Genomic DNA, 20,472 nt, shown 5'->3' with positions numbered 1-20,472 from the left:
GTGGATCCGGGCGGCTATCCGGCGTAGGTCTCGAACTCGGCGACCTTGGGGGTACCGGTCGAGCCGACGATCTCGAAGGTGATCTTCTTCAGCGCGGTGCGGGGCACGGTGATGGCACCCGCTCCGCTGCCGGAGGTGAGCACCGCTCCGGTGTCGCCGTTGAGGACCCGCCAGGAGCCGATGGCGCCGGTCGAGCCCGCCGCCTCACGGATGGTGATCGCGGAGACGGTGGTCGCGGAGCCCCACTTGACGGAGACCGAGCCGGTCGACCCGGCCGGCGACCAGTAGGTGCCCAGGTCGCCGTCCCGGACGTTGCCGTAGCTCGTACCGTCGGCCTTGCTCGTACCGTCGGAACCGGCCCCGATGCTGAGGTTGGTCCCGCCGGGGGTGGTCGGTCCGGGTGTCGGGGTGGTGGGGGCCGGTGTGGTCGGCTGCGGGGTCGTGGGGGTCGGGGTGGGCGTCTGCGGCGAGCAGTTGCCGTTCGACACCTGAAGGCCCTTGCCGGCGCCCGCCGTACGGCCGACGACATCCGGCACGCAGCCGGCCGAGTCGAGGGTGAAGGCGTACGGGATGGCGATGGTGGTGTTGGACTGCGGGTCCGGCCCGGCCGGGTTGTTCTCGGAGCCGCGGGCTGACCAGGTCACGTTGTCGAAGACGTTGCCGCTGACCTGCCAGTAGCCGGCGGCGTCCGTGTAGAAGGTGCCCAGGACGTCCTTGGAGTCCTCGAAGTAGTTGTTGTCGACCTTGGCGTGGGCCCCGGCGCGGGAGTTGATGCCGGACTCGTTGATCCGCAGGTAGTGGTTGTTGTACATGTGGGCGGTACCGCCGCGCAGGAGGGGGGCGCGCGAGTCGATGTTCTCGTACAGGTTGTGGTGGTAGGTGATGAAGCCGTTGGAGAGTTCGGTCTCGCTGGACCCGACGAGGCCACCGCGTCCGGAGTTGCGCAGGATGCTGTACGACAGGGTCACGTACTGGGTGTTGTCCTTCATGTCGAAGAGGCCGTCGTAGCCCTCCGACTCGCCGCCCGAGGCCTCCAGGGTGACGTGGTCGACCCAGACGTTGCGGACGTCGCTCTCCATGCCGATGGCGTCGCCGCCGTTGGAGATCGGCGAGCCCGACTTCTTGACGTTCTTGACGGTCACGTTCTGGATGACGATGTTGCTGGACTCGCGTATGTGGATGCCGAGTTGGTCGAAGACGGCGCCGGCGCCGACCCCGACGATGGTGACGTTGCTGATCTGCTTGAGCTCGATCACGCCGGCGGCGGTGTTGCAGCTGGTGCCCGACACCTTGGCGGTGTTGGCGTGGTTGACGGTTCCCTCGACCTCGATGGTGATCGGGGTGCTGCTGCTGGCCCGTGCGCACAGGGCCGCGTGGATCGCGGTTCCCGTGGTGGCCCGTACCGTCTGCCCGCCCGCGCCGCCGGTGGTCCCGCCGTTCTGGGTCGCGTAACCGGTGGGGCCGCCGGTCGCCGCCGCCGAGGCCTGGGGCATCGACAGCACCACACCGGTCGCGGCCGCCAGGGCCAGGGTGGTCAGTGCCGCGTGGAGCCGAAGTGCGACTGGTCGTTTCATGCTCGCCGTCCTTTTCGTCTTCGAACGCTGGGAGTTGCTCGCGTAACGCCGTTCGGGCCAGAGGGAAAACACAGAAAGAAAGCGCTTTCTCGCCGGGAGAATAGGGTCACCCCGAGGGACTGGCAAGGCTCCGCGCAAGACCGCTCCCGGGCCGTACGGGCCCGCCCTCGCAAGGGTGTCGGGACGTTCGCCGGTCCGGTCGCACCCCGTGGGCGGCCTCACCAGGGGATGTTCCGCTCCCTTGCCACCGTGATGATGATCAAGTAGCGTTCTCCGACGTGAACACCGGACCGGCGATTCGACGCCATGCACAGACAGGCTATCCGGTGGACGACTGACCGCTCCGCGGGTGCGTCGAAAGCACCCCCACGGTTCGGCACGCGGACCCCCCAGTGCGCAAGCACTGCGAGTCCCCTTCGTGTCGAACCAACAGCGAGGTCATCCACATGGCAGTCACGTTCAACCACACCATCATCGCCGCCAAGGACAGCAACGAGTCGGCGCGCTTCTTCCGGGAGCTGCTGGAACTCCCCGAAGCGCCGTCCTGGGGCCCCTTCGTCAACGTCCAGCTCGCCGACGGCGTCCTCATCCAGTTCGCCGCGCCCCCGGTCGACATCCAGATGCAGCACTACGCCTTCCTCGTCGACGACGAGCTCTTCGAGCGGGCGTACGGGCGGCTCCGCGAGCAGGGGGTCGAGCACTGGGCCGACCCGCAGATGACGCGGCCCGGCGAGACCAACACCGAGCACGGCGGCCGCGGGGTCTACTTCAAGGACCCCGCCGGGCACGCCTTCGAACTGATCACGCGGCCGTACCTCTAGGGGTCCGGGCGTTCGGGCCGGTCAACGGCCGGTCGGGCACCCCGCTCGGGGTGCCCGACCGGCCGGGGGCGGGCTCAGTCGAGGAACTCGCCGTCGCGGGCCACGACGACACCGCCGTGCACCACCATGTCGCGCCGAGGCATGTCCACGACGACCTGCGGCAGGCACTCGCCCCGGACGAGCACGAAGTCGGCCGGGGCCCCGGCCTCGAAGTCGGCGTGCGCCAGACCCATCACATCCGCGCCCCCGTGCGCCGCGACGGTGTGGCAGTCCGTCAGCTCCTCGTCGAGGCGCACGTCCGTCACCCACCCGAGGATGTGCGCGCGGTGCATCATGTCGGCGTTGCCGAACGGGCTCCACGAGTCGCGCACACCGTCGGATCCGAGCCCGACCCGCACCCCGTACTCGCGCAGCCGGGCGATCGGAAGAACCAGCGAGTCCGACGGCGCGACCGTGGTCAGGGCGATGTCCTGATCCCCCAAGTCCTCGGCGATGGAACCGAGCTCACGGTCCGTCAGGCCGGGCAGGCAGAAGACATGGCTGACGGTGACCTTCCCGGCGAGGGAGAGGGCGCGCGTACGGTCGACGATGCCGCGCGCATGGCCTTCATGCCCTTCTCGCCGCGATCGTGCAGATGGATGTCCACCCCGACGCCGTAGCGGTCCGCGATGCCGAAGACGACGTCGAGCTGGTCGTCGAGAGCCTGGTCGAAGCCGATCGGGTCGATGCCGCCGATCATGTCGATGACACCCTCGCGCGCCGCCTTCTCGAGCAGCGCGGCCGTACCCGGAGTGCGGATGACACCGTGCTGCGGGAAGGCCACGATCTGGACGTCGAGCGCGTGCCGCAGCCGCTCGCGCGCCTCCGCCACCCCCTCCACCCCGGCCAGGCCGTAGGCAGGGGCGACATCGGCGTGGGCGCGCATCGCCCGCGTGCCCCGGGAGACGGCGTGGGACATCAGCCCGTACGCACGCTCCACGACGGGGCGGCGCCGGCTGTGGAACAGCTCCACGTCCTGGGCGACGTAGTCGGCGATGCCGCTCGCCGGCCGCCGCGACACCCAGGACCCTTCCCAGGTCGTCTTGTCGGGGTGGATGTGGGCGTCCACGAGCGACGGCAGCGCGATCCGGCCGCCTCCGTCGACGACCTTCGCTCCGCGCGGCGCGGGACGGTCCGAGACGCGTCCGTCGACGACCACGATGTCGGTGGCCTTCGCCGCGCCGAACGGGCGCACATCGCGGAACACCACGGTCCGCGAGCGGTGCCCCGGGGCGCGGGTCGACGCCTCGGTGGAGACGGACGCGGACGCCGTCGCGGCCTGGGCGGGCGCGGCGGTGGCGGCGGCCGTCGCCGTGGCACCCGCCAGCGCGGCGGCGCCGGCCACCATCGTGCGACGGGAGAGCGGGCCGGGGGAGGCCGGGGACGACTGCATGGGAACTCCTTCGGGAGACATGTCGGCAAGGGGAGGAGGCCAGGCGAAAGCGAGCCGCGGCGGAGCCGCGCGCGGCTCCGCGCTGTGTGCGGGGTGGGTTGCGGGGTGGGTTGCGTGGTGGGGGAGGGGAGCGGTGGGGCAGGAGCGGTGACGCCGAGGGCGAGATCCTTGGCGCGGGCCGGCCCCGGCCGCTGCGTGCTGTGGCGGGCTGCGGGCGACTGGTGCGCGGGTGGCGGGTGAGGTGCGACGGGTGAGGGGCGCGGCTCAGGGGTCCGAGGCCGCAACCTGAGGGCGCCCCGGTCCGTACGCGCTGCCGCTGCCGCTGCCGCTGCCGCTGCCGCTGCCGCTGCCGTCGCCGTGTCGCGTCCGCCTCGTGGCGTCCGCGCCCCGCTCAGACCCGGAGGCCCGCCCGTACCACTCCCACCGGCTGCCTCAGCACGCCGAGGTCGGTGAGCGGGTCGCCGTCCAGGAGGATCGCGTCGCCCGCGTAGCCGCGGGCGAGGCGGCCCGCCGTGCGGGCGAGGCCGAGGAGGCGGGCCGCGCCGGTGGTCGCCGTGCGGATGGCGTCGAGGGCCGACAGGCCGGCGGAGTGCATCAGCTCGACCTCTCCGCCGATCGGGTCCACCACGCCCCCGGACGAGTCCGTTCCGGCGGCGAGCGGGACGCCGAGTTCGTGGGCGGCGAGGACCGCCCTCTTGAGGACCGGGAGGTAGGTGCGTCCTCGCTCGGCGAGGACGGGGTCCGAGGACTCGGCGAGTCCGGCGATGGCGGTGAGGGTGGGCGTGAAGTAGGTGCCCCGGCGCCGCATTTCGCGCAGCGTGCGCTCGCCGACGAACGCTCCGTGCTCCAGCGAGCGGATGCCCGCCGTCACGGCGTCGTGGCAGCCCTGCTCGCTGTAGCTGTGGCAGAGCACGCCCTTGCCGCGTCGCCGGGCCGCCGCGACGATCTCGGCGAGCTGCTCGTGCGAGTAGACCTGGGCGAGCGGGTCCTGTTCCGGGAGCCCCGCGCGTTCGTTGACCCGGGTCTTGATCACGTCGGCGCCGCGGGCGAGGTTCACCTCCACCACACGGCGCAGGGCCTCGGCCGAACGCACTCCGTCCTTGAGGCGGGCGAGCGGGGTGAGGTCGGGGTCGGCGAGCACGGTGTCGCCGAGGTTCGGGGTGACGAAGACTCCGGCGGCCTTCAGCCGGGGCGCGAGGGCGGGGCTGTGCCGGGCGAGCTCGCGGACGGCGATGTCCTGGTAGAACGAGGTCGAGCCGCTGCGCGCGCTGGTCGCGCCCCCGCGGACGGCGTCGCGGGCCTCGGCGGCGGTGCTGAGGTGGATGTGCGCGTCCACCAGGCCCGGCAGGATCCAGCGGCCGTGGGCCTCCAGCACCTCGACGCCCCGCGGTACGGCGACGTCGTCCCGGCGGCCGGCGGCGCGGACGGTCCCGTCCTCGATGACGACGACGGCGTTCTCGGTGACCTCGCCGGTGGCGGGGTCGAGGAGGGTGCCGCCCCGGATCACGAGGTGGCCGGGGCGTGCGGGGGTGCCGGGGGCGGGGCGAGCCGAGGCGGCGGCTTCGTCACCGGCGGCCGCCGCCGGGCCGGCCGCGGCCAGGGTGCCGGCGAGGGCGGCCGCTCCGGCGAGGACGCCACGGCGGGTCAGCTTGCCGGAGGGCGGCGGGAGGGCTTCGACGCACATGGGGGTGCTCCTTGGGGAGTGGGCCGACGGCTTCCCCGTTTTGTATACCAAGCCGAAGGTGGTGGACAAGGGGAGTGATCACCTCATCCGGAAACACCCGTTCCGTACCGTCCTCGCTCGTCGGAGGGGTGCGCGATCGCTCGTCTTGGTATACGAATGACCTCAGGCGGCTCCGTCCTGCTCTCCGAAGAGGGAGCGCAGGGCGACGGCCCTGCTGTCCCGGACGTGCAGCAGCGTGCTCGCCGCCGCGGCCTCCGCGTCCCCGGCCGCGATGTGCCGGTACATCTCGGCGTGCTGGGCCCGCATGTGCGCGGGCTCCTCGCGCAGGCCGAACACCAGCCGCAGCTGCCAGCTCAGCTGCTCCATCGTGCGCGCCAGCAAGGGATTGCCCGCCATGGCCACGACGCTCTCGTGGAACGCCGTATGGGCGGCCACCTCACGGGTCCCCTCGTCCGCGGCGGCCGCCGACTCGGCCTGACGGAGGGTGGCCTCAAGGGTCGCGAGCCCCCCGGTGTCGCCCGCCGCGCGCGCTCGCGCCGCGAGCCGGGACGCCTGGACCGTGAGCGGTTCCCACACCTCGTACAGGTGCTCCACGTCGGTGCGTTCCAGGCGCCGTACGCGCACGCCGCTGTGCGGGAGCAGCTCAAGGAGCCCTTCGGTCACCAGGGCGCGCAGGGCTTCGCGTACCGGGACGCGGGACATGCCGAGCTCCTCGGCGACCTCGCGCTCGACGAGACGGGCGCCCTGCGCGTACCGCCGGTCGACGATGCGCTGGAGGACGGCCTCACGCGCGCGCGTGCTGAGTGGCGTCGGCGTCGTTGCCTCGGGCGGCGCCGATGCCGGAGCCGGGTCGGCTCCGCCCCCCTGCTTCGTCGCCGAGCCGGTCCTGTGTCTGTCCGCCACCTGTTCCGACCTCTTCCGTCGTGCGTTCGGGGTGCCCGGGCCGAGGATACGTCGGGCCGTCGGCGGTCACCGGTCAAGCCGTGGAGGTCTGTTGGTCCGCCGTGCGGGGCCTCGGCTGTGGTACTGCCTTACAGGGACATCGTCAGATGTGGGATGAAAAACCGCATTGCCGCGAAAGGTGCCATCTGTGTCGCAGGAAGAACAGAGACCGGACGGTCGCGGAGCAGGCGCCGATCGGGGCGGCCGGGAGGCGCTGCCGGTGACGGCGGACCTGCCCGGACGTCCCGACAGTCACCGTCGTGCCCGCACCGACCGGATCGTGTTCGGCGTCAGCGCCGTCCTCACCCTGGCCTTCGTCGTGTGGGGTGCCACGGCCACCGAGAGCCTGGAGGACGCGTCCAGCACCCTGCTCGACGGGCTGATCCGCAACGGCGGCTGGGCGTTCATGCTGGCCGCGTCCGGCTTCGTCGTGTTCGCGCTCTGGCTGGCCATCAGCCGCTACGGCCGGATCACGCTCGGCCAGGAGAGCGAGGGTCCGGAGTTCCGGACGGTGTCATGGATCGCCATGATGTTCAGCGCCGGTATGGGGATCGGTCTGATGTTCTACGGCGTGAGCGAGCCGCTCGCCCACTACGGCACCCCGCCGCCCGGCACCCACCCCGTCGACTCGGCCGAGCGGATGCAGACCGCCATGGCCACCACGCTCTTCCACTGGACGCTCCACCCGTGGGCGATCTACGCCGTCGTCGGACTCGCCATCGCGTACTCCACGTTCCGGCGGCGGCGCCGGCAGACCATCAGCGCCGTCTTCGTCCCGCTGATCGGTGAGCGGGCGGCGTACGGGGGGCCCGGCCGCGTCATCGACATCCTGGCCATCTTCGCCACCCTCTTCGGCTCCGCCGCCTCGCTCGGTCTCGGCGCGCTCCAGATCGGCAGCGGCTTCGAGGAGCTGGGCTGGATGGAGAAGACGGGCACCGGGCTGCTCGTCGCCATCATCGCCGTACTCACCGTGGCCTTCGTCCTCTCCGCCGTGTCCGGTGTGGAGAAGGGCATCCAGTGGCTCTCCAACATCAACATGGTGCTCGCGGGGGTGCTCGCCCTGTTCGTGTTCATCGCGGGCCCCACTATCATCGTGCTCGACCTGCTGCCCACCTCGATCGCCGCCTACATCGACGACCTGCCGCAGCTGGCCGGCCGGACCGAGGCGACCAGCGGTGCCGACATCCACGACTGGCTCGGCAGCTGGACGGTCTTCTACTGGGCCTGGTGGATCTCGTGGACGCCCTTCGTCGGCATGTTCATCGCCCGGATCAGCCGGGGCCGCACCATCCGCCAGTTCGTCGGCGGCGTCATCCTGGTGCCGAGCACCGTCAGCCTGGTGTGGTTCGCCATCTTCGGCGGTACGGCGATGAAGCTCAGCGAACAGGGCGAGCTGGCAGGGAAGACGACTCCGGAGGGACAGCTCTTCGGAGTGCTCCAGGAGTTCCCCCTGACCGGCACCATGAGTCTGCTCGTGATGATCCTCGTCGGCATCTTCTTCGTGTCGGGCGCGGACGCCGCCTCGATCGTCATGGGCACGCTCTCCCAGCGCGGCGCCTTCGACCCCACCCGCATGGTGGTGGTGTTCTGGGGCGTGGTGACCGGGGCGGTCGCCGCCGTCATGCTGCTCATCGGCGACGGCCAGGGCGACGCCCTCGCGGGTCTGCAGAACCTCACGATCCTGGTGGCGGCGCCGTTCGTCCTGGTGATGATCGGCATGTGCGTGGCGCTGATGCGGGACCTCCGCAAGGACCCGCTCATCGTCCGGGGCGAGGTGGGCGTGGAGGTCGTCGAACTCGCCGTCATCGCGGGTCACGCACAGTACGACGGCGACTTCGAACTGCGTATCGGCCCCGGCACCCAGGACTCCGACGGGAGCTGAGCGACGGCCGCAGCCGTGGCGGGTCCCCGCGTCAGGCCCTGCCCGCCGCCTTCTGGGTGCGGCGGGACAGGGAGTCGACCACCACGGCCGCCAGCAGGACCGAACCGGTGATCATGAACTGGACGGCGTTGCTGACGCCCATGATGTTCATGCCGGACTGGATGGACCCGATCACCAGCGCGCCCAGCAGCGCGGACCACACCGTGCCGCGGCCGCCGAACAGGCTGGTGCCGCCGATGACCGCGGCGGCGATCACGTTCATCAGGAGGTTGCCGCCGCCGGAGGTCTGGCTCGCGGACTGGATCTGGCCCGCGAGGAAGAGGCCGCCGATCGCCGCCATGGTCCCGGCGATCGAGAAGACGCTCATCCGGACGAACGGCACACTGATGCCGGCCCTGCGCGCGCCCTCGATGTTGCCGCCGACCGCGAAGACACGGCGGCCGTACGTGGTGCGCCGGAGCACGAAGTCCAGGACAACCAGCAGGATCAGGAAGATCAGCAGCGCCAGGGGCAGGCCCTGGTACTGGTTGAGGATGTACGCGGTGGCGAAGGCGATGGCCGCGATGACGACCGTACGCAGGACGATCTCGGTGACCGGCCGGAACGGCACCCGGGCCGCCCTGCGCCGCTGGGCGTCGAGCAGCGAGGCCGTGAGGAACAGCCCGACCCCGACCGCCGCCGCCACGTAGGCGGCCGCCGGGCTGTGGTAGATCGTCGAGTAGAGCTTGGAGACGATGCTCTCGCTGGGGATGTTGACCGTGCCGCTGCTGCCCAGCACCTGCAGCATCAGCCCGTTCCAGGCGAGGTTGCCCGCGAGGGTCACCACGAACGCCGGTACGCCGACTTTCGCGAAGAAGAAGCCCTGGATCAGCCCCACGGCGGCGCCGCCCGCGATGGCGACCAGCAGCGCCAGCCACTCGTTCATGCCGTTCAGCACGTTGAGTACGGCGAAGATCGCGGCGCACAGACCGCTGACCGACCCCACGGAGAGGTCGATCTCGCCGAGCAGCAGGACGAAGACGATGCCGACCGCGATCATGCCCGTGCCGACGATCTGCTGGCTGAGGTCGGAGAGGTTCTGGGCGGAGAGGAAGGTGCTGTTCAGACTGCCGAAGACCGTCCAGATGATGATCACGGCCAGGACGACGGGCAGCGACCCCAGCTCTCCGCTCCGCATCTTGCGCCGGAACTCGCCCACGTACCCCTTGAGCCCCTCCTCGCGGACGAGGAGACGGGTGTCGACGGCGGGCAGGGCGCCGGGTGCCGGTTCCTGCCCGTCACCGGCCCCGCCGGAGGGGCCGCGGCCCGAGTCGCGTCTCATCGCTCCTCCTCGCGCTTGCGGGACTGACGGCGGGTGACGGCGCTGTCGGTGGCCCCGGTGATCGCGGAGATGATCTCCTCGGTGGTCGTGGACCGCTTGTCGAAGAAGCCGTTGTTGCGGCCGAGGCGCATCACCGCGATCCGGTCGGCGACCGCCATCACGTCCACCATGTTGTGGCTGATCAGAATCGTGCCGAGGCCCTGCTCCCGGAGCCGTTCCACCAGGTCGAGGACCTCGGCGGTCTGCTCCACACCCAGGGCGGCGGTGGGCTCGTCCAGGATGACGACCTTCGGCGCGCCGATCAGCGAGCGGGCGATCGCCACCGTCTGGCGCTGACCGCCGGACAGCGAGGCGACGGGGATCCGGACGCTCGGGATGCGGATGGACAGGGTGTTGAGAAGCTCGCGCGCCCGCTGGTCCATGCGGACCTCGTCGAGGATGCCGAAACGGCGCAGCTCCCGGCCGAGGAACAGGTTGGCGACCACGTCGAGGTTGTCGCACAGGGCCAGGTCCTGGTAGACGGTGGCGATTCCGAGGTTCTGGGCGTCGTGCGGCCGGCTGATGGAGACCGGCTTCCCCTCCCAGGTGATGACGCCCTCGTCGGGCGGGTTCACCCCGGCGATCGACTTGACGGCGGTGGACTTGCCGGCGCCGTTGTCGCCGACCAGCGCGACCACCTCGCCGGGGTGGACGTCCAGGTCGAAGTCCTTCAGTGCCTGGACCGCGCCGAACCGTTTGGAGATGCCCCGGAGTGAGAGCACGGGTGACTCCGGCAAAGGAACCGCCTCCTCCGCTCGCCCGCTCGCGCGGGTCCGAGCCCCGCCGGGACGGCAGTCGTCCGGGCGGGACGTCCCGGGCGAAGCGCCCGGGACGGAAACGCCGTGCCGCTACTGGAGGCCGGCCTCCTTGCAGGCCGCGGCATACGTCGGGGTGCAGATCTCCTGGACCGTGTAGAGGCCGTCCTTCACGACGGTGTCCTTGATGTTGGTCTTGTCGACCACGACCGGCGTGAGCAGATTGGCCGGGACCTTCTGGCCACTGCCGCTGGTGACGGTGGTGGGCACCAGGTCGGCCGGCAGCTTCTTGCCCTCGGCGAAGTCGACCGCCATCGTGGCCGCGATGTCCGCCTCCGGCTTGTACGGCTTCATGATGGTGATCGTCTGGGTGCCGAGCAGGATCCGCTGGATCGCGTCGAGCTGGGCGTCCTGGCCGGTCAGCGGCACGTTGATGCCCGCCGACTTGAGTGCGGTGGCGATACCGGCGGCCAGTCCGTCATTGGCCGAGTAGACACCGACGATCTTGTCCTTGCCCAGGGCGCTGATCGCGCCGGACATCTGCTGGTTGGCGTTGTTCGGGTCCCAGTTCGGCGTGTCGTACTCCTTGCCGATCTTCACCTTGCCGTCCAGGACCGAGTGCGCGCCGGCCTTGAACTCCGCCGCGTTCGGGTCGGTCGGCGACCCGTTGTGCATCACGATCACGCCGCTTCCGGCCTTGTCGCCGAGCGCGTCGAGGAGCGCCTTGCCCTGCAGCTCACCCACCTTGCGGTTGTCGTACGAGACGTACGAGTCGACCGGGCCCTGCGCGAGTCGGTCGTACGCGACGACCTTCACACCCGCGTCATGGGCCTTCTGCACGGACGACTGGATCGACTTGGCGTCCACGGCGTCCAGGATGAGAACCTTGTCGCCCTTGGCGAGCGCCGTGTTCACCTGCTGTTGCTGGGTGGTGGCGCTCTCGGCGGCGTTGTAGTAATCGATCTGGGCGTCCGGCGCCAGTTCCTTGATCTTGGCCTCGATGTACGGCCGGTCGAACTTCTCGTACCGCGTGGTCTTGCTCTCCGGCAGCAGCAGGCCGATCTTCACGTCCTGTCGCGCCGCCGACGCCGCGTCCGGCTGGACGGCCCCGCTGGTCGCGACCGCGCCCAGACAGAGGGCCGTGGCTCCGGCCAGGGCTATCGCGCCCCGCAATGTACGGGTCATGGGAGGCTCCTTCCGTACTCCCGCCTTCCCGCCGCCTCGGGAAGGCGGGAGCAGGGATGCACATGTGGCCTATATATCGACATTAGCGGCAAGCTGGGGACCGGCAAGCGGGTGAACCGGCGACGGCACGCCCGGGCCGGGTGTGCCGTCGAGGGTCGGCCGGGCAGTGCGGCGCCACCCGGTGCGGCACGCTTGGCGGCATGCCGACCACGCGCACACTGCACTCCCGGGACCCGCTGGCCCTCGCCGTCACCGATTCCGTCGTCACCGGTGACCTCGACGCCCTGCGGGCCCTCCTCGCCGGGCATCCCGGGCTCGCGGGCGCCCGGGTGGTCGAGGACCGCGAGGGATGCGGCCCCGGTGGACGGAGCCTGCTGCATCTGGCCACGGACTGGCCCGGCCACCGGCCGAACGGCCCCGAGACCGTCGCCGTCCTGGTCGCGGCGGGCGCCGACCCGGACGCCCGCTTCACCGGCGCCCACCGCGAGACGCCCCTGCACTGGGCCGCGAGCAACGACGACGTCCCGATGATCGACGCGCTGGTCGCCGCCGGGGCCGACATCGAGGCCGACGGCGCCGTGATCGCGGGCGGTACACCGCTGGCCGACGCGCGGGCCTTCGGACAGTGGAACGCGGCCCGCCGGCTGCTCGAACTCGGCGCCCGCCCGACCTTCCAGGACGCCGCCACCCTCGGCTTGCTCGACCTGGTCGAGGCGCGTCTCGCCGCCGCCCCGCAGCCCTCGCCCGAGGAGATCACGCAGGCCTTCTGGGGCGCCTGCCAGGGCGGCCGACTCCCCACCGCCGCACGCCTGTTGGACTCCGGCGCGGACATCGACTGGATCGGCTGGGACCGGCTCACCCCGCTCGACATCGCCCGCGCGGAGCAGGCGGAGGAGGTCGTCGGGTGGCTGGAGGACCGGGGCGCACGGACCCGCGCCGAGCGCGAGGCGGCTGGCCGCACATGAGCCCCGCCGCCCGGGGCCTCGCACGTGAACTCCCGTGCGGGGCAACGCGCGTCAGGGCCCCCACCACCCCCGGGAGCCTCAGTACACGTCCCGGACGTACCGCTTGTCGGCGGCCAGCTGCTTGACGTACACCCCCGCCGCCTCCTCGTCGAGGCCGCCGTGGGCGACGGCGATGTCCCGCAGCGCCCGGTCGACGTCCTTCGCCATCCGGGCGGCGTCGCCGCAGACGTAGAAGTGGGCGCCGGACTGCAGCCACGACCACAGCTGCGGGCCGTGTTCCCGCATCCGGTCCTGGACGTAGACCTTGGCCCGCTGGTCACGCGAGAAGGCGGTGTCGAGGCGGTCCAGGGTGCCGTCGGCGACGAGCCCGGCCAGCTCCTCCTCGTAGTAAAAGTCCGTGGCGCGGTGCTGCTCGCCGAAGAAGAGCCAGTTCGGGGCCCGGTGGCCGAGCGCCCGGCGCTCGTCGAGGAAACCGACGAAGGGGGCCACGCCCGTGCCGGGGCCGACCATCACCATCGGAGTCGTGGGGTCGGCCGGGGGCCGGAAATGCGGGGCGCGCTGGACGAAGACCGGGACGGGGGCGCCGGGTTCGGCGTCGGCGAGGAACGGTGAGCAGACGCCCTTGCGGGCGCGACCGCGAAGGTTCTCGTAGCGGACCACCGAGACCGTGAGGGACACCTGGTGGGGGTCGGTGAGCGGGCTGGAGGAGATCGAGTACAGGCGTGGTCTGAGCCGGCCCAGCACATCGGCCCAGTCCTGCGCCGCGGCGCGGACGGAGTGCTCGGCGAGGACGTCCACGGCCTGCCGTCCCCAGGTCCACTGGGCGAGCCCGTCCTTGTTGTCGGGCCGGAGGAGCCGCTTCAGGTCCCGGTCGCCGGTCCGTTCGGTGACGAAGCCGAGGAGGGCGGGGGCGACCCGGGTGATGTCGAGGTGCCGGTGGAGGGCCTCGCCGAAGGCGACGGGGCCGAGGCCCGGGAGCTCCACGGGGGAGCCGGCGTCGAGACCGGTGACGGCCAGCCATTCGGCCACGAGCTCCGGGCAGTTGACGGGCTGGACCCCGAGGGCGTCGCCTGCCTCGTAGCCGAGCGGAGCCCCGCTACCGCTCTCGCTCGTGTCGAAGGTGAAGCGGCGTACCTCCTTGCCCGCGCCCGGCAGGCTGAGGAGCCGGTTGCCGACGAGCCGGGCGGGGGTGGTGGCGGGCCCGGAGCGGCGGGCGGGCGCCGGGGCGGGGGCGACGGACGGCGGTCCGGCCGACGGCGCCCGCGTCGTGTCGGACAGACCGGCCAGGACCTGGTCGAGCCAGGCGAGGGCGGAGGGCTCGTAGTCGGGTTCGCAGTCGGTACGGGGTGCCAGACGGACGCCCCCGAGCTCGTCCAGACGATCGTCCAGGCGCCGCCCGTGGCCGCAGAAGTCGCCGTACGAGGAGTCCCCGAGAGCGAGGACGGCATAGCGGCGCCCGTCGAGGCGCGGGGTGTCGGGCGCGGCGAGCGCGTCCCAGAAACCGGAACCGTTGTCCGGTGCGTCACCGTCCCCGAAGGTGCTGGTGATCAGCAGCAGATCGGCGGCGGGCGACAGCGCCGTCAGATCGGTCTCGTCCATGCCCGCGAGCGCGGCCCGGTGACCGGCCGACAGGAGCCGCTCGGCGGTGGCGGCGGCGAAGTCCTCGGCGTTGCCGGTCTGCGAGGCCCAGAGCACCACGACCTCGCGCCCCGCCGTGTCCGCCCCGCCGGTCGCGGGGGCCTGCGGAGCACGGGAGTACATGCCGGCCAGTACCCCGTTGACCCAACGGGCGTGGTCCTCGCGGAAGGGCGCGCCGGACGGCAGTACGGGGACACCCGGCGTACCCGTCTCCAGGCCGGCCAGGAACCCGACGAGATACTGCCGCTCCTCGGCGCTGAGGACGGGCGGCGGGGCCGGTTCCAGACCGAAGGCGGCGGCGGGGCCGGTCGGCAGCCCCCCACTGGGGATCACCATCCTCGGAACCACGGCCGAAGGCGCCATCGCCGTGACACTCGCGGGCGCCGCCACTGTGGGGACCACGGCGGAGGGCACGACGGCGGCCGGGACCGCCGACTTCGTCAACGCCACCGCGCACACCTTCAGCTCGGGCTGGAAGGAGAGCGGATCGACGGCGTCGCTGGTGACGGCGTTGACACACAGGTCCGCACCGAAGAGGTCGCTCCAGTGGAAGGGGGCGAAGCAGCTGCCCGGCGCGACCCGGTCGGTGACGACCGCGGGGAGCACGGCCCTCCCGCGCCGCGAGGCGATCTCCACGGGGTCGCCCTCCGCGATGCCGAGCCGCCCGGCGTCCTCGGGGTGCAGTTCGACGAACGGCGCCGGGTTGAGCTTGTTGAGCTTGGGGACCTTCCCGGTCTTGGTGAGGGTGTGCCACTGGTGCTGGAGACGGCCGGTGTTGAGGACGAACGGATAGGCGTCGTCGGGCATCTCGGCGGGGTCGATGTGCGGCCGCGCGTGGAAGACGGCCCGCCCGCTCGCCGTGGGGAAGACGGGCCCCTTCCCCTGCCCCTCCTCGTCGGTGCCGGTGCCGGCGTCGTGGCCGGCCACGTACCGGATCGGGTTCCGTGCGGGGCCGCCGCTCGCCGCGGGCCACTGGACCGGGGTGGTCCGCAGCCGCTCGTACGACACCCCGGTCAGGTCGTAGCCGGTCTTCGGGTTCCCGGCGCGCCTGATCTCCTCGAAGATCTCCTCGGCGCTGTCGTACGCGAAGGCCTTCTCGTACCCCATCGCACAGGCGACGCGGGCGATGATCCGCCAGTCCGCGAGGGCCTCGCCCGGCGGGTCCACGGCGGGCTGAGCAAGGGTGAGGGTGCGCTCGCTGTTGATCAGTACGCCCTCGGACTCGGTCCACAGGGCGGCGGGCAGCACGACGTCCGCGTACGCGTTGGTCTCGGTGTCGGCGAACGCGTCCTGGGTGATCACGAGGTCCGCGGCCCGCAGGCCCGCGACGACGGTGGCACGGTTGCCGACGGAGGCGACCGGGTTGGTGCAGATGATCCAGCACGCCTTGATCTCGCCGTCCGCCATGCGCCGGAAGAGATCGACGGTGCCCCGTCCCGAGCCGTCCTCGCGGATCGTGCCGGGCGGCAGGTCCCAGAGTTCCTCGGTGAAGGCCCGGTCCTCGGCGACCAGGACCGAGCGCTGTCCGGGAAGACCGGGGCCCATGTAGCCCATCTCGCGTCCGCCCATGGCGTTGGGCTGGCCGGTGAGGGAGAAGGGGCCCGAGCCGGGGCGGCAGATCGTGCCGGTCGCCAGATGCAGGTTGACCAGGGCGTTGGTGTTCCAGGTGCCGTGAGTGGACTGGTTGAGCCCCATGGTCCAGCAGCTGGTCCACTCGCCCGCCGTGCCGATCCACTCGGCGGCGGTACGGATGTCGGCCTCGGGTATGCCGGTGATACGGGCCACGGTGGCGGGCGGGTAGTCGGCGAGGAAGGGGGGCATCGCCTCCCAGCCCTCGGTGTGCGCGGCGACGAAGTCGGGGTCGGTGTGTCCGTTCTCGTGCAGCAGATGCAGCAGCCCGTTGAGGAGAGCGAGGTCCGTACCCGGCTTGATCCGCAGGAAGAGGTCCGCCTTGTCGGCGGTGGCGGTGCGGCGCGGGTCGACGACGATCAGCTTCGCCCCGGCCTTGACCCGCTCCATCATGCGGAGGAACAGGATGGGATGGCAGTCGGCCATGTTGGAGCCGATGACCAGGAAGACGTCCGCCGTGTCGAGGTCGTCGTAGGAGCCGGGCGGCCCGTCGGCTCCGAGGGAGAGCTTGTAGCCGGTACCGGCGCTCGCCATGCACAGCCGCGAGTTGGACTCGATCTGGTTGGTGCCGATGAAGCCCTTGGCGAGCTTGTTGGCGAGGTACTGCGCCTCCAGGCTCATCTGGCCGGAGACGTACAGGGCGAAGGCGTCGGGCCCGTGCTCGTCGACGATCGCCCGCAGACGGCGGGCCGTCTCGGCGACGGCCAGGTCGGTGGCGGTGGGCACGGGCTCGGCACCGCGCTCCTCCCGGACCAGCGCGGTGGCCAGGCGCCCGGGGGCGGCGAGCAGGTCGGCGGTGGTGGCGCCCTTGGTGCAGAGGCGGCCCCGGTTGGCCGGGTGGTCCTTGTCGCCCGTCGCCTTGAGGACCGTACGGCGTCCGTCGGGCCCCGCGCCGATGTCGAGGAGCATGCCGCACCCCACACCGCAGTACGAGCAGACGGTCCGCACCTGGTCGGGCGTACCGGCCCGGGGGGCCGGCGTGTCCTGTGGGGTCACCGGGGCGCCTCTCTGTGGAACCGTTCGAGCCCCGACCGTACGAAATGCCCGTTACACCTGTGTCAACCGCGCCGATCATGGTCCGTAACACCGGTCACACAGTGGTCCGAGGCCCGGTGTGAGAACCCCGGTACGCGCGCGTGCCGGGGCCTGTCGACCGGTGGCGCGGGAGCGGGAGCCGAGGGCACGAGCCGATGTCGCGAGGTGCTGCCCCGGCCGGTGTCGCGAGGGCGGGTCACGAGCCGGCGTGCCCGGCGGCGTCGGTGCCGTCGGTGGCACGCAGGAGTCTGAGGAAGGCCTTCAGGCCGGTGATGATCTCCTCGTTGTCGGTGAGGCGGTTCACCGTCGCCTCGAACTCCCGGGCCAGCGCGGCGATCTTCCGGTCGGTCTCGTCGGCTCGCTGGTGAGCGGAGAGGCCGACGGCGTCCACCGTACGGCGGAGCTCGGCGAGGGCCCGGTACTGCTCCTCGGCCTTGCCGTCGAGCACCGTCGCCCCGCTCTCCAGAGCGGCCACCCGCCCGGTCAGCGCCACCACGTCGTCACGCGGGAAGGTCACGTCCCGCAGCAGGACGCCGAGCCGGCGGCGCAGCTGCCCGAAGTACGCCCCGGCCGGCCTGAAGAACGTGCTGAGGAGGAAGAGACCGGCGAACCAGGAGCCCGCCTCGCGCCCGGTCGCGGCGGCGACGGCGAGGGCCACGCCGGCCGTCACCACATGTCCGGCGACGGCCACCCGCAGCATCACGCGCGCGATGCGCCGTGCCTCGGTGTCCCGCTCCTCGGAGACGTCGAGGCCCTTCTCCCGGCTGAGCGCGATCTCGGCCAGCACGGCATGGGCGCGGAAGTACAGGTTCCAGGGGGCCGTCAGGAGCAGCAGGAGCCAGAGCAGGCCGAGCGCTCCCGCGCCCACGGCCAGGACCGCGCCGGGCGGTGCCCCCAGCGCGTACGCCAGCACCAGCGCGCCGACCGCGAGCCCCGCCACCACGAACGCCCCCACGACCTTGCTCATGCCGCCCCCTCCGCACCGGTTCACACCCTGGCGACATGCTCCCGCCGGGCGCCGCTCCCGGCATGAGTACCGCTACTCAGATCTCCGCCGGGGCCCGGTCCGACGGTGGCGGGGCGCCGTGGCCCGTGGGACGATTTGTAGGAAGCACCATGAGCCCGCGCCGGGAACGCTTCGCGGGGCGCGCGGAGCATCACGCCGCCGGGAACACGAACCGGCGAGGACTCCTGTGGGACGAAGAGGGCGCCATGCCTGTCATCACGGAAACCATCGACATCTCCCGCAGGCCCGCGGAGGTCTTCTCCTACGTGACCGACCCGACGCATCTGCCGCAGTGGCAGGAGAGCGCCGTCTCGGTCCGCAGACTGGGGAGCGAGCCGTTCGCGGTCGGCTCCAAGGTGGCCGTCACGCGGCGGCTCGGGCGGCGGGAGTTCACCTCGACCATGCAGATCATCGAACTCGATCCGCCGCGGCACTGGCATGTGCACGGGATCGACGGTCCCGTACGCGGCGACATCCAGGGCACGATCGAGCCGCTGGACGACGGCGAGCGCTCACGGCTGACGCTCTCCCTCGACTTCGAGGGGCACGGCATCGGCAAGGCCCTCGTCCCCCTCGTCGTCCGGCCGCATGTGCGGAAGGAGATGCCGAAGGACGAGCGGACCCTCAAGGGCATCCTGGAGAGCGGCGCGGTCTCGTGAACCCGGGGCTCCGAGCGTCGGGGTCCGGTCAGCCGGCGGAGACCGGCCGTTCGAAGAAGGTCTCCAGGGAGACCGTCGCCTGCGTGCCGCTCACTCCCTCGATCGCGTACAACCGCCGCAGTACGTCCTGGAGTTGGACGGTGGTGGAGGTGCGCACCTTCACCAGGACCGAGGCGCTGCCGGCGATGACGTGGGCCTCCTGGACCTCGGGGATCGCGGCGAACGCGTCCGCGGAGTCCCCCATCCAGACGGTGGAGTCGACCATGACGAAGGCGAGCACGTCCCGTCCGAGCGCGGCAGGGTCGACGTCCACGGTGGTCCGTCGGATCACCCCGCGCTCACGCAGTTTCCGTACCCGCTCGTGCGTCGCTCCCGCCGACAGCCCGACCGCCTTGCCGAGCGCCGCGTAGGCCTGTGTGGCGTCGCGCTGGAGCTCGGCGATGAGCGCCCGGTCCGTCTCGTCGACGATCCCCTCCGTCATTCCCATGCCGAAACGATACCTCGTCCTGCCATGGCAAGATCATTCCATATGTCGTTCGGTGCATCGCGGACAGCGGTGAGGCTCCGGCGCCGAACGGCGCGGAGCCTCACCGCCGGGGACGGGCCCGGACCGGACGTCAGCTGATCGCCAGCGGGTCCCCCGGCGCGAGCGCGGCCGCGATCCGCTCGGCGACCACCTCCGCCTGGTTGCCCTCGGGCGTGGTCGCGGTCTTGGTCGCGTTGACCGCGATGGCGAGACGCTTGGAGGGGAGGTACGCCTGGATGGCCGCGTACCCCGAGAACGAGGGGTTCTGCAGGACCCAGCCGTTGACCACGATGACACCGAGACCGAAGTGCTTGGCCTCGGTCTGCTTCAGGCAGATCGTCTCGGGACAGGTCCTGGTCCCGCCGCCGAGGCCGACCGTGCCCGGGTTGAGCAGCGTCCGGTACGAGCGGGGGGAGAGCAGCTCGCCGCTGCCGATGGCCCGTGCCGACGTCGCCAGATCACAGATGTGGGTGGTGATGACCGCGCCGGGCGCGGTGGTCCACGACGGGTTCCAGAAGGTGGACTCCTCGTACAGGCCCCGGTCGGAGGTGAAGGCGTGCAGGGCCGGGCGCGGGATCTCGGGCGTGAAGTTGTTCTGTGTGTTCCGCAGCCCCAGCGGCCCCGTGACCTTCTCCTTCACGAGCCGGTCGATCCGCGTCCCGGTGATCTTCTCCAGCGCGGCGACGAGCAGCACGTAGTTGGCGTGGGAGTAGCTCCAGCTCTTGCCCGGCTCGTACCAGAAGGAGTGGCGGAGCGGGAAGGCGACCAGTTCCTCGGGCGTCCACGCCCGGAAGGGGTTCGCCACCAGTTCCTTGAGGAAGTCCGGGTCGGTGACGTAGTCGTGGAGTCCGGTGGTGTTGCTCGCCAGCATCCGCAGGGTGATCCGGTCGGCCTCGGGAAGGCCGGGCAGCCAGCGCTCCACGGTGTCGTCGAGCCGGACCCGCCGCTCCTCGACCAGCCTGAGGAGGGTCGTCGAGATATGGGCGAAGGCCACGGAACCGGCACGGAAGTGCATGTCCGGCTGGGCCGGGACACCGGTCATGGACTCGCCGAGCGCGTCGGTGAGGACCTCGCGACCGTCGATCGTCACCCGTACCTGCACGGACTTCAGAGCGAGGTCGGCCTTGGCCTTGCGGGTGATGTCCAGGACCTGGCGCGCCGTGCCGTCGAGGCGGCCCTCGGTCCGTACGCAGTCGGATCCGCCATGGCCGCCCGGTCCCTCGGCGAGCGCCGGTGCGACGGCGGTCGTCTGGACCGTGAGGGCGAGAAGGGCGGCGCAGAGCAGAGCCCTGCGGGACCGCGCACGCGGGCGCGTGCGCGGGGAGAGGGGGGTGTCTGTCATGCCCCGCACTATGGAGGGGAGAAGAGCGTCCCTGTCG

Annotated in this window: 14 protein-coding genes and 1 pseudogene; 4 read left to right on the top strand and 11 right to left on the bottom strand. The window is 71.7% G+C overall.

The window, feature by feature from the left end:
- Nucleotides 1-14: 14 nt before the first annotated feature.
- Nucleotides 15-1,574 carry a polysaccharide lyase family 1 protein gene (locus tag ACH4MY_RS11770; protein WP_398001041.1) on the bottom strand — a complete coding sequence of 520 codons (1,560 nt, stop codon included), beginning with the start codon at nucleotides 1,572-1,574 and terminating at the stop codon, nucleotides 15-17.
- 446 nt (nucleotides 1,575-2,020) lie between these two features.
- On the opposite strand from ACH4MY_RS11770, the gene ACH4MY_RS11765 reads away from it, so the two are divergent.
- Nucleotides 2,021-2,395: a VOC family protein gene (locus tag ACH4MY_RS11765; RefSeq protein ID WP_398001038.1), complete on the top strand. Its 375-nt coding sequence runs from the start codon at nucleotides 2,021-2,023 to the stop codon at nucleotides 2,393-2,395.
- Nucleotides 2,396-2,469: 74 nt separating this feature from the next.
- Here ACH4MY_RS11765 and ACH4MY_RS11760 read toward each other — a convergent pair.
- The 3 genes and pseudogenes from ACH4MY_RS11760 to ACH4MY_RS11750 form a co-directional block, all read right to left on the bottom strand.
- Nucleotides 2,470-3,827, bottom strand: a pseudogene (locus ACH4MY_RS11760) (amidohydrolase).
- A 391-nt stretch (nucleotides 3,828-4,218) separates the two neighbouring features.
- Nucleotides 4,219-5,511: an amidohydrolase family protein gene (locus ACH4MY_RS11755; RefSeq protein WP_398001036.1), complete on the bottom strand. Its 1,293-nt coding sequence runs from the start codon at nucleotides 5,509-5,511 to the stop codon at nucleotides 4,219-4,221.
- Nucleotides 5,512-5,673: 162 nt separating this feature from the next.
- Nucleotides 5,674-6,414: a GntR family transcriptional regulator gene (locus tag ACH4MY_RS11750; RefSeq protein ID WP_398001033.1), complete on the bottom strand. Its 741-nt coding sequence runs from the start codon at nucleotides 6,412-6,414 to the stop codon at nucleotides 5,674-5,676.
- 187 nt (nucleotides 6,415-6,601) lie between these two features.
- Between ACH4MY_RS11750 and ACH4MY_RS11745 the strand changes: the two genes are divergently transcribed.
- Complete coding sequence (locus tag ACH4MY_RS11745) at nucleotides 6,602-8,335, top strand: BCCT family transporter (RefSeq protein WP_398001029.1); 1,734 nt, start codon at nucleotides 6,602-6,604, stop codon at nucleotides 8,333-8,335.
- A gap of 31 nt (nucleotides 8,336-8,366) precedes the next feature.
- On the opposite strand, the gene ACH4MY_RS11740 is transcribed toward ACH4MY_RS11745, so the two are convergent.
- From ACH4MY_RS11740 to ACH4MY_RS11730, 3 genes are all read right to left on the bottom strand, one after another.
- Nucleotides 8,367-9,656 carry a sugar ABC transporter permease gene (locus ACH4MY_RS11740; protein WP_398001026.1) on the bottom strand — a complete coding sequence of 430 codons (1,290 nt, stop codon included), beginning with the start codon at nucleotides 9,654-9,656 and terminating at the stop codon, nucleotides 8,367-8,369.
- Nucleotides 9,653-10,432, bottom strand: a complete 780-nt coding sequence (locus ACH4MY_RS11735) for an ATP-binding cassette domain-containing protein (protein ID WP_398001023.1) — start codon at nucleotides 10,430-10,432, stop codon at nucleotides 9,653-9,655. Before ACH4MY_RS11735 ends, ACH4MY_RS11740 begins: the two co-directional genes overlap by 4 nt.
- 111 nt (nucleotides 10,433-10,543) lie before the next feature.
- Nucleotides 10,544-11,635, bottom strand: coding sequence for a substrate-binding domain-containing protein (locus ACH4MY_RS11730; protein ID WP_398001021.1), 1,092 nt, complete (start codon nucleotides 11,633-11,635; stop codon nucleotides 10,544-10,546).
- Nucleotides 11,636-11,835: 200 nt separating this feature from the next.
- Here ACH4MY_RS11730 and ACH4MY_RS11725 point away from each other — a divergent pair, with 200 nt between their 5' ends.
- The gene (locus tag ACH4MY_RS11725) at nucleotides 11,836-12,600 is read left to right on the top strand and encodes an ankyrin repeat domain-containing protein (RefSeq protein ID WP_398001019.1); all 765 of its coding nucleotides are present in this window, start codon (nucleotides 11,836-11,838) and stop codon (nucleotides 12,598-12,600) included.
- Nucleotides 12,601-12,678: 78 nt separating this feature from the next.
- On the opposite strand, the gene ACH4MY_RS11720 is transcribed toward ACH4MY_RS11725, so the two are convergent.
- Entirely contained in the window at nucleotides 12,679-16,776 is a 4,098-nt protein-coding gene (locus ACH4MY_RS11720) for a molybdopterin-dependent oxidoreductase (protein ID WP_398001663.1), read from the bottom strand.
- Nucleotides 16,777-17,098: 322 nt separating this feature from the next.
- Nucleotides 17,099-17,869 (bottom strand): hypothetical protein, encoded by a 771-nt coding sequence (locus ACH4MY_RS11715; RefSeq protein ID WP_398001016.1) that lies wholly within the window; start codon nucleotides 17,867-17,869, stop codon nucleotides 17,099-17,101.
- 245 nt (nucleotides 17,870-18,114) lie between these two features.
- Here ACH4MY_RS11715 and ACH4MY_RS11710 point away from each other — a divergent pair, with 245 nt between their 5' ends.
- A complete protein-coding gene (locus ACH4MY_RS11710) occupies nucleotides 18,115-18,567 on the top strand; it encodes an SRPBCC family protein (protein WP_398001013.1) in 453 nt (150 codons plus the stop codon).
- Between the two features lie 28 nt (nucleotides 18,568-18,595).
- Here the strand turns inward: ACH4MY_RS11710 and ACH4MY_RS11705 are convergent, their stop codons facing one another.
- Together ACH4MY_RS11705 and ACH4MY_RS11700 are read right to left on the bottom strand one after the other, a co-directional pair.
- Nucleotides 18,596-19,054: an Lrp/AsnC family transcriptional regulator gene (locus ACH4MY_RS11705; RefSeq protein WP_398001010.1), complete on the bottom strand. Its 459-nt coding sequence runs from the start codon at nucleotides 19,052-19,054 to the stop codon at nucleotides 18,596-18,598.
- 130 nt (nucleotides 19,055-19,184) lie between these two features.
- Complete coding sequence (locus tag ACH4MY_RS11700; protein WP_398001007.1) at nucleotides 19,185-20,435, bottom strand: serine hydrolase domain-containing protein; 1,251 nt, start codon at nucleotides 20,433-20,435, stop codon at nucleotides 19,185-19,187.
- Nucleotides 20,436-20,472: the final 37 nt, after the last annotated feature.

This window comes from Streptomyces sp. NPDC017246 (assembly GCF_044331325.1).
Classification (GTDB): Bacteria; Actinomycetota; Actinomycetes; order Streptomycetales; family Streptomycetaceae; genus Streptomyces.
Note: the sequence above shows the minus strand (reverse complement) of the source record. Positions and strands in the feature narration are given on the sequence as shown.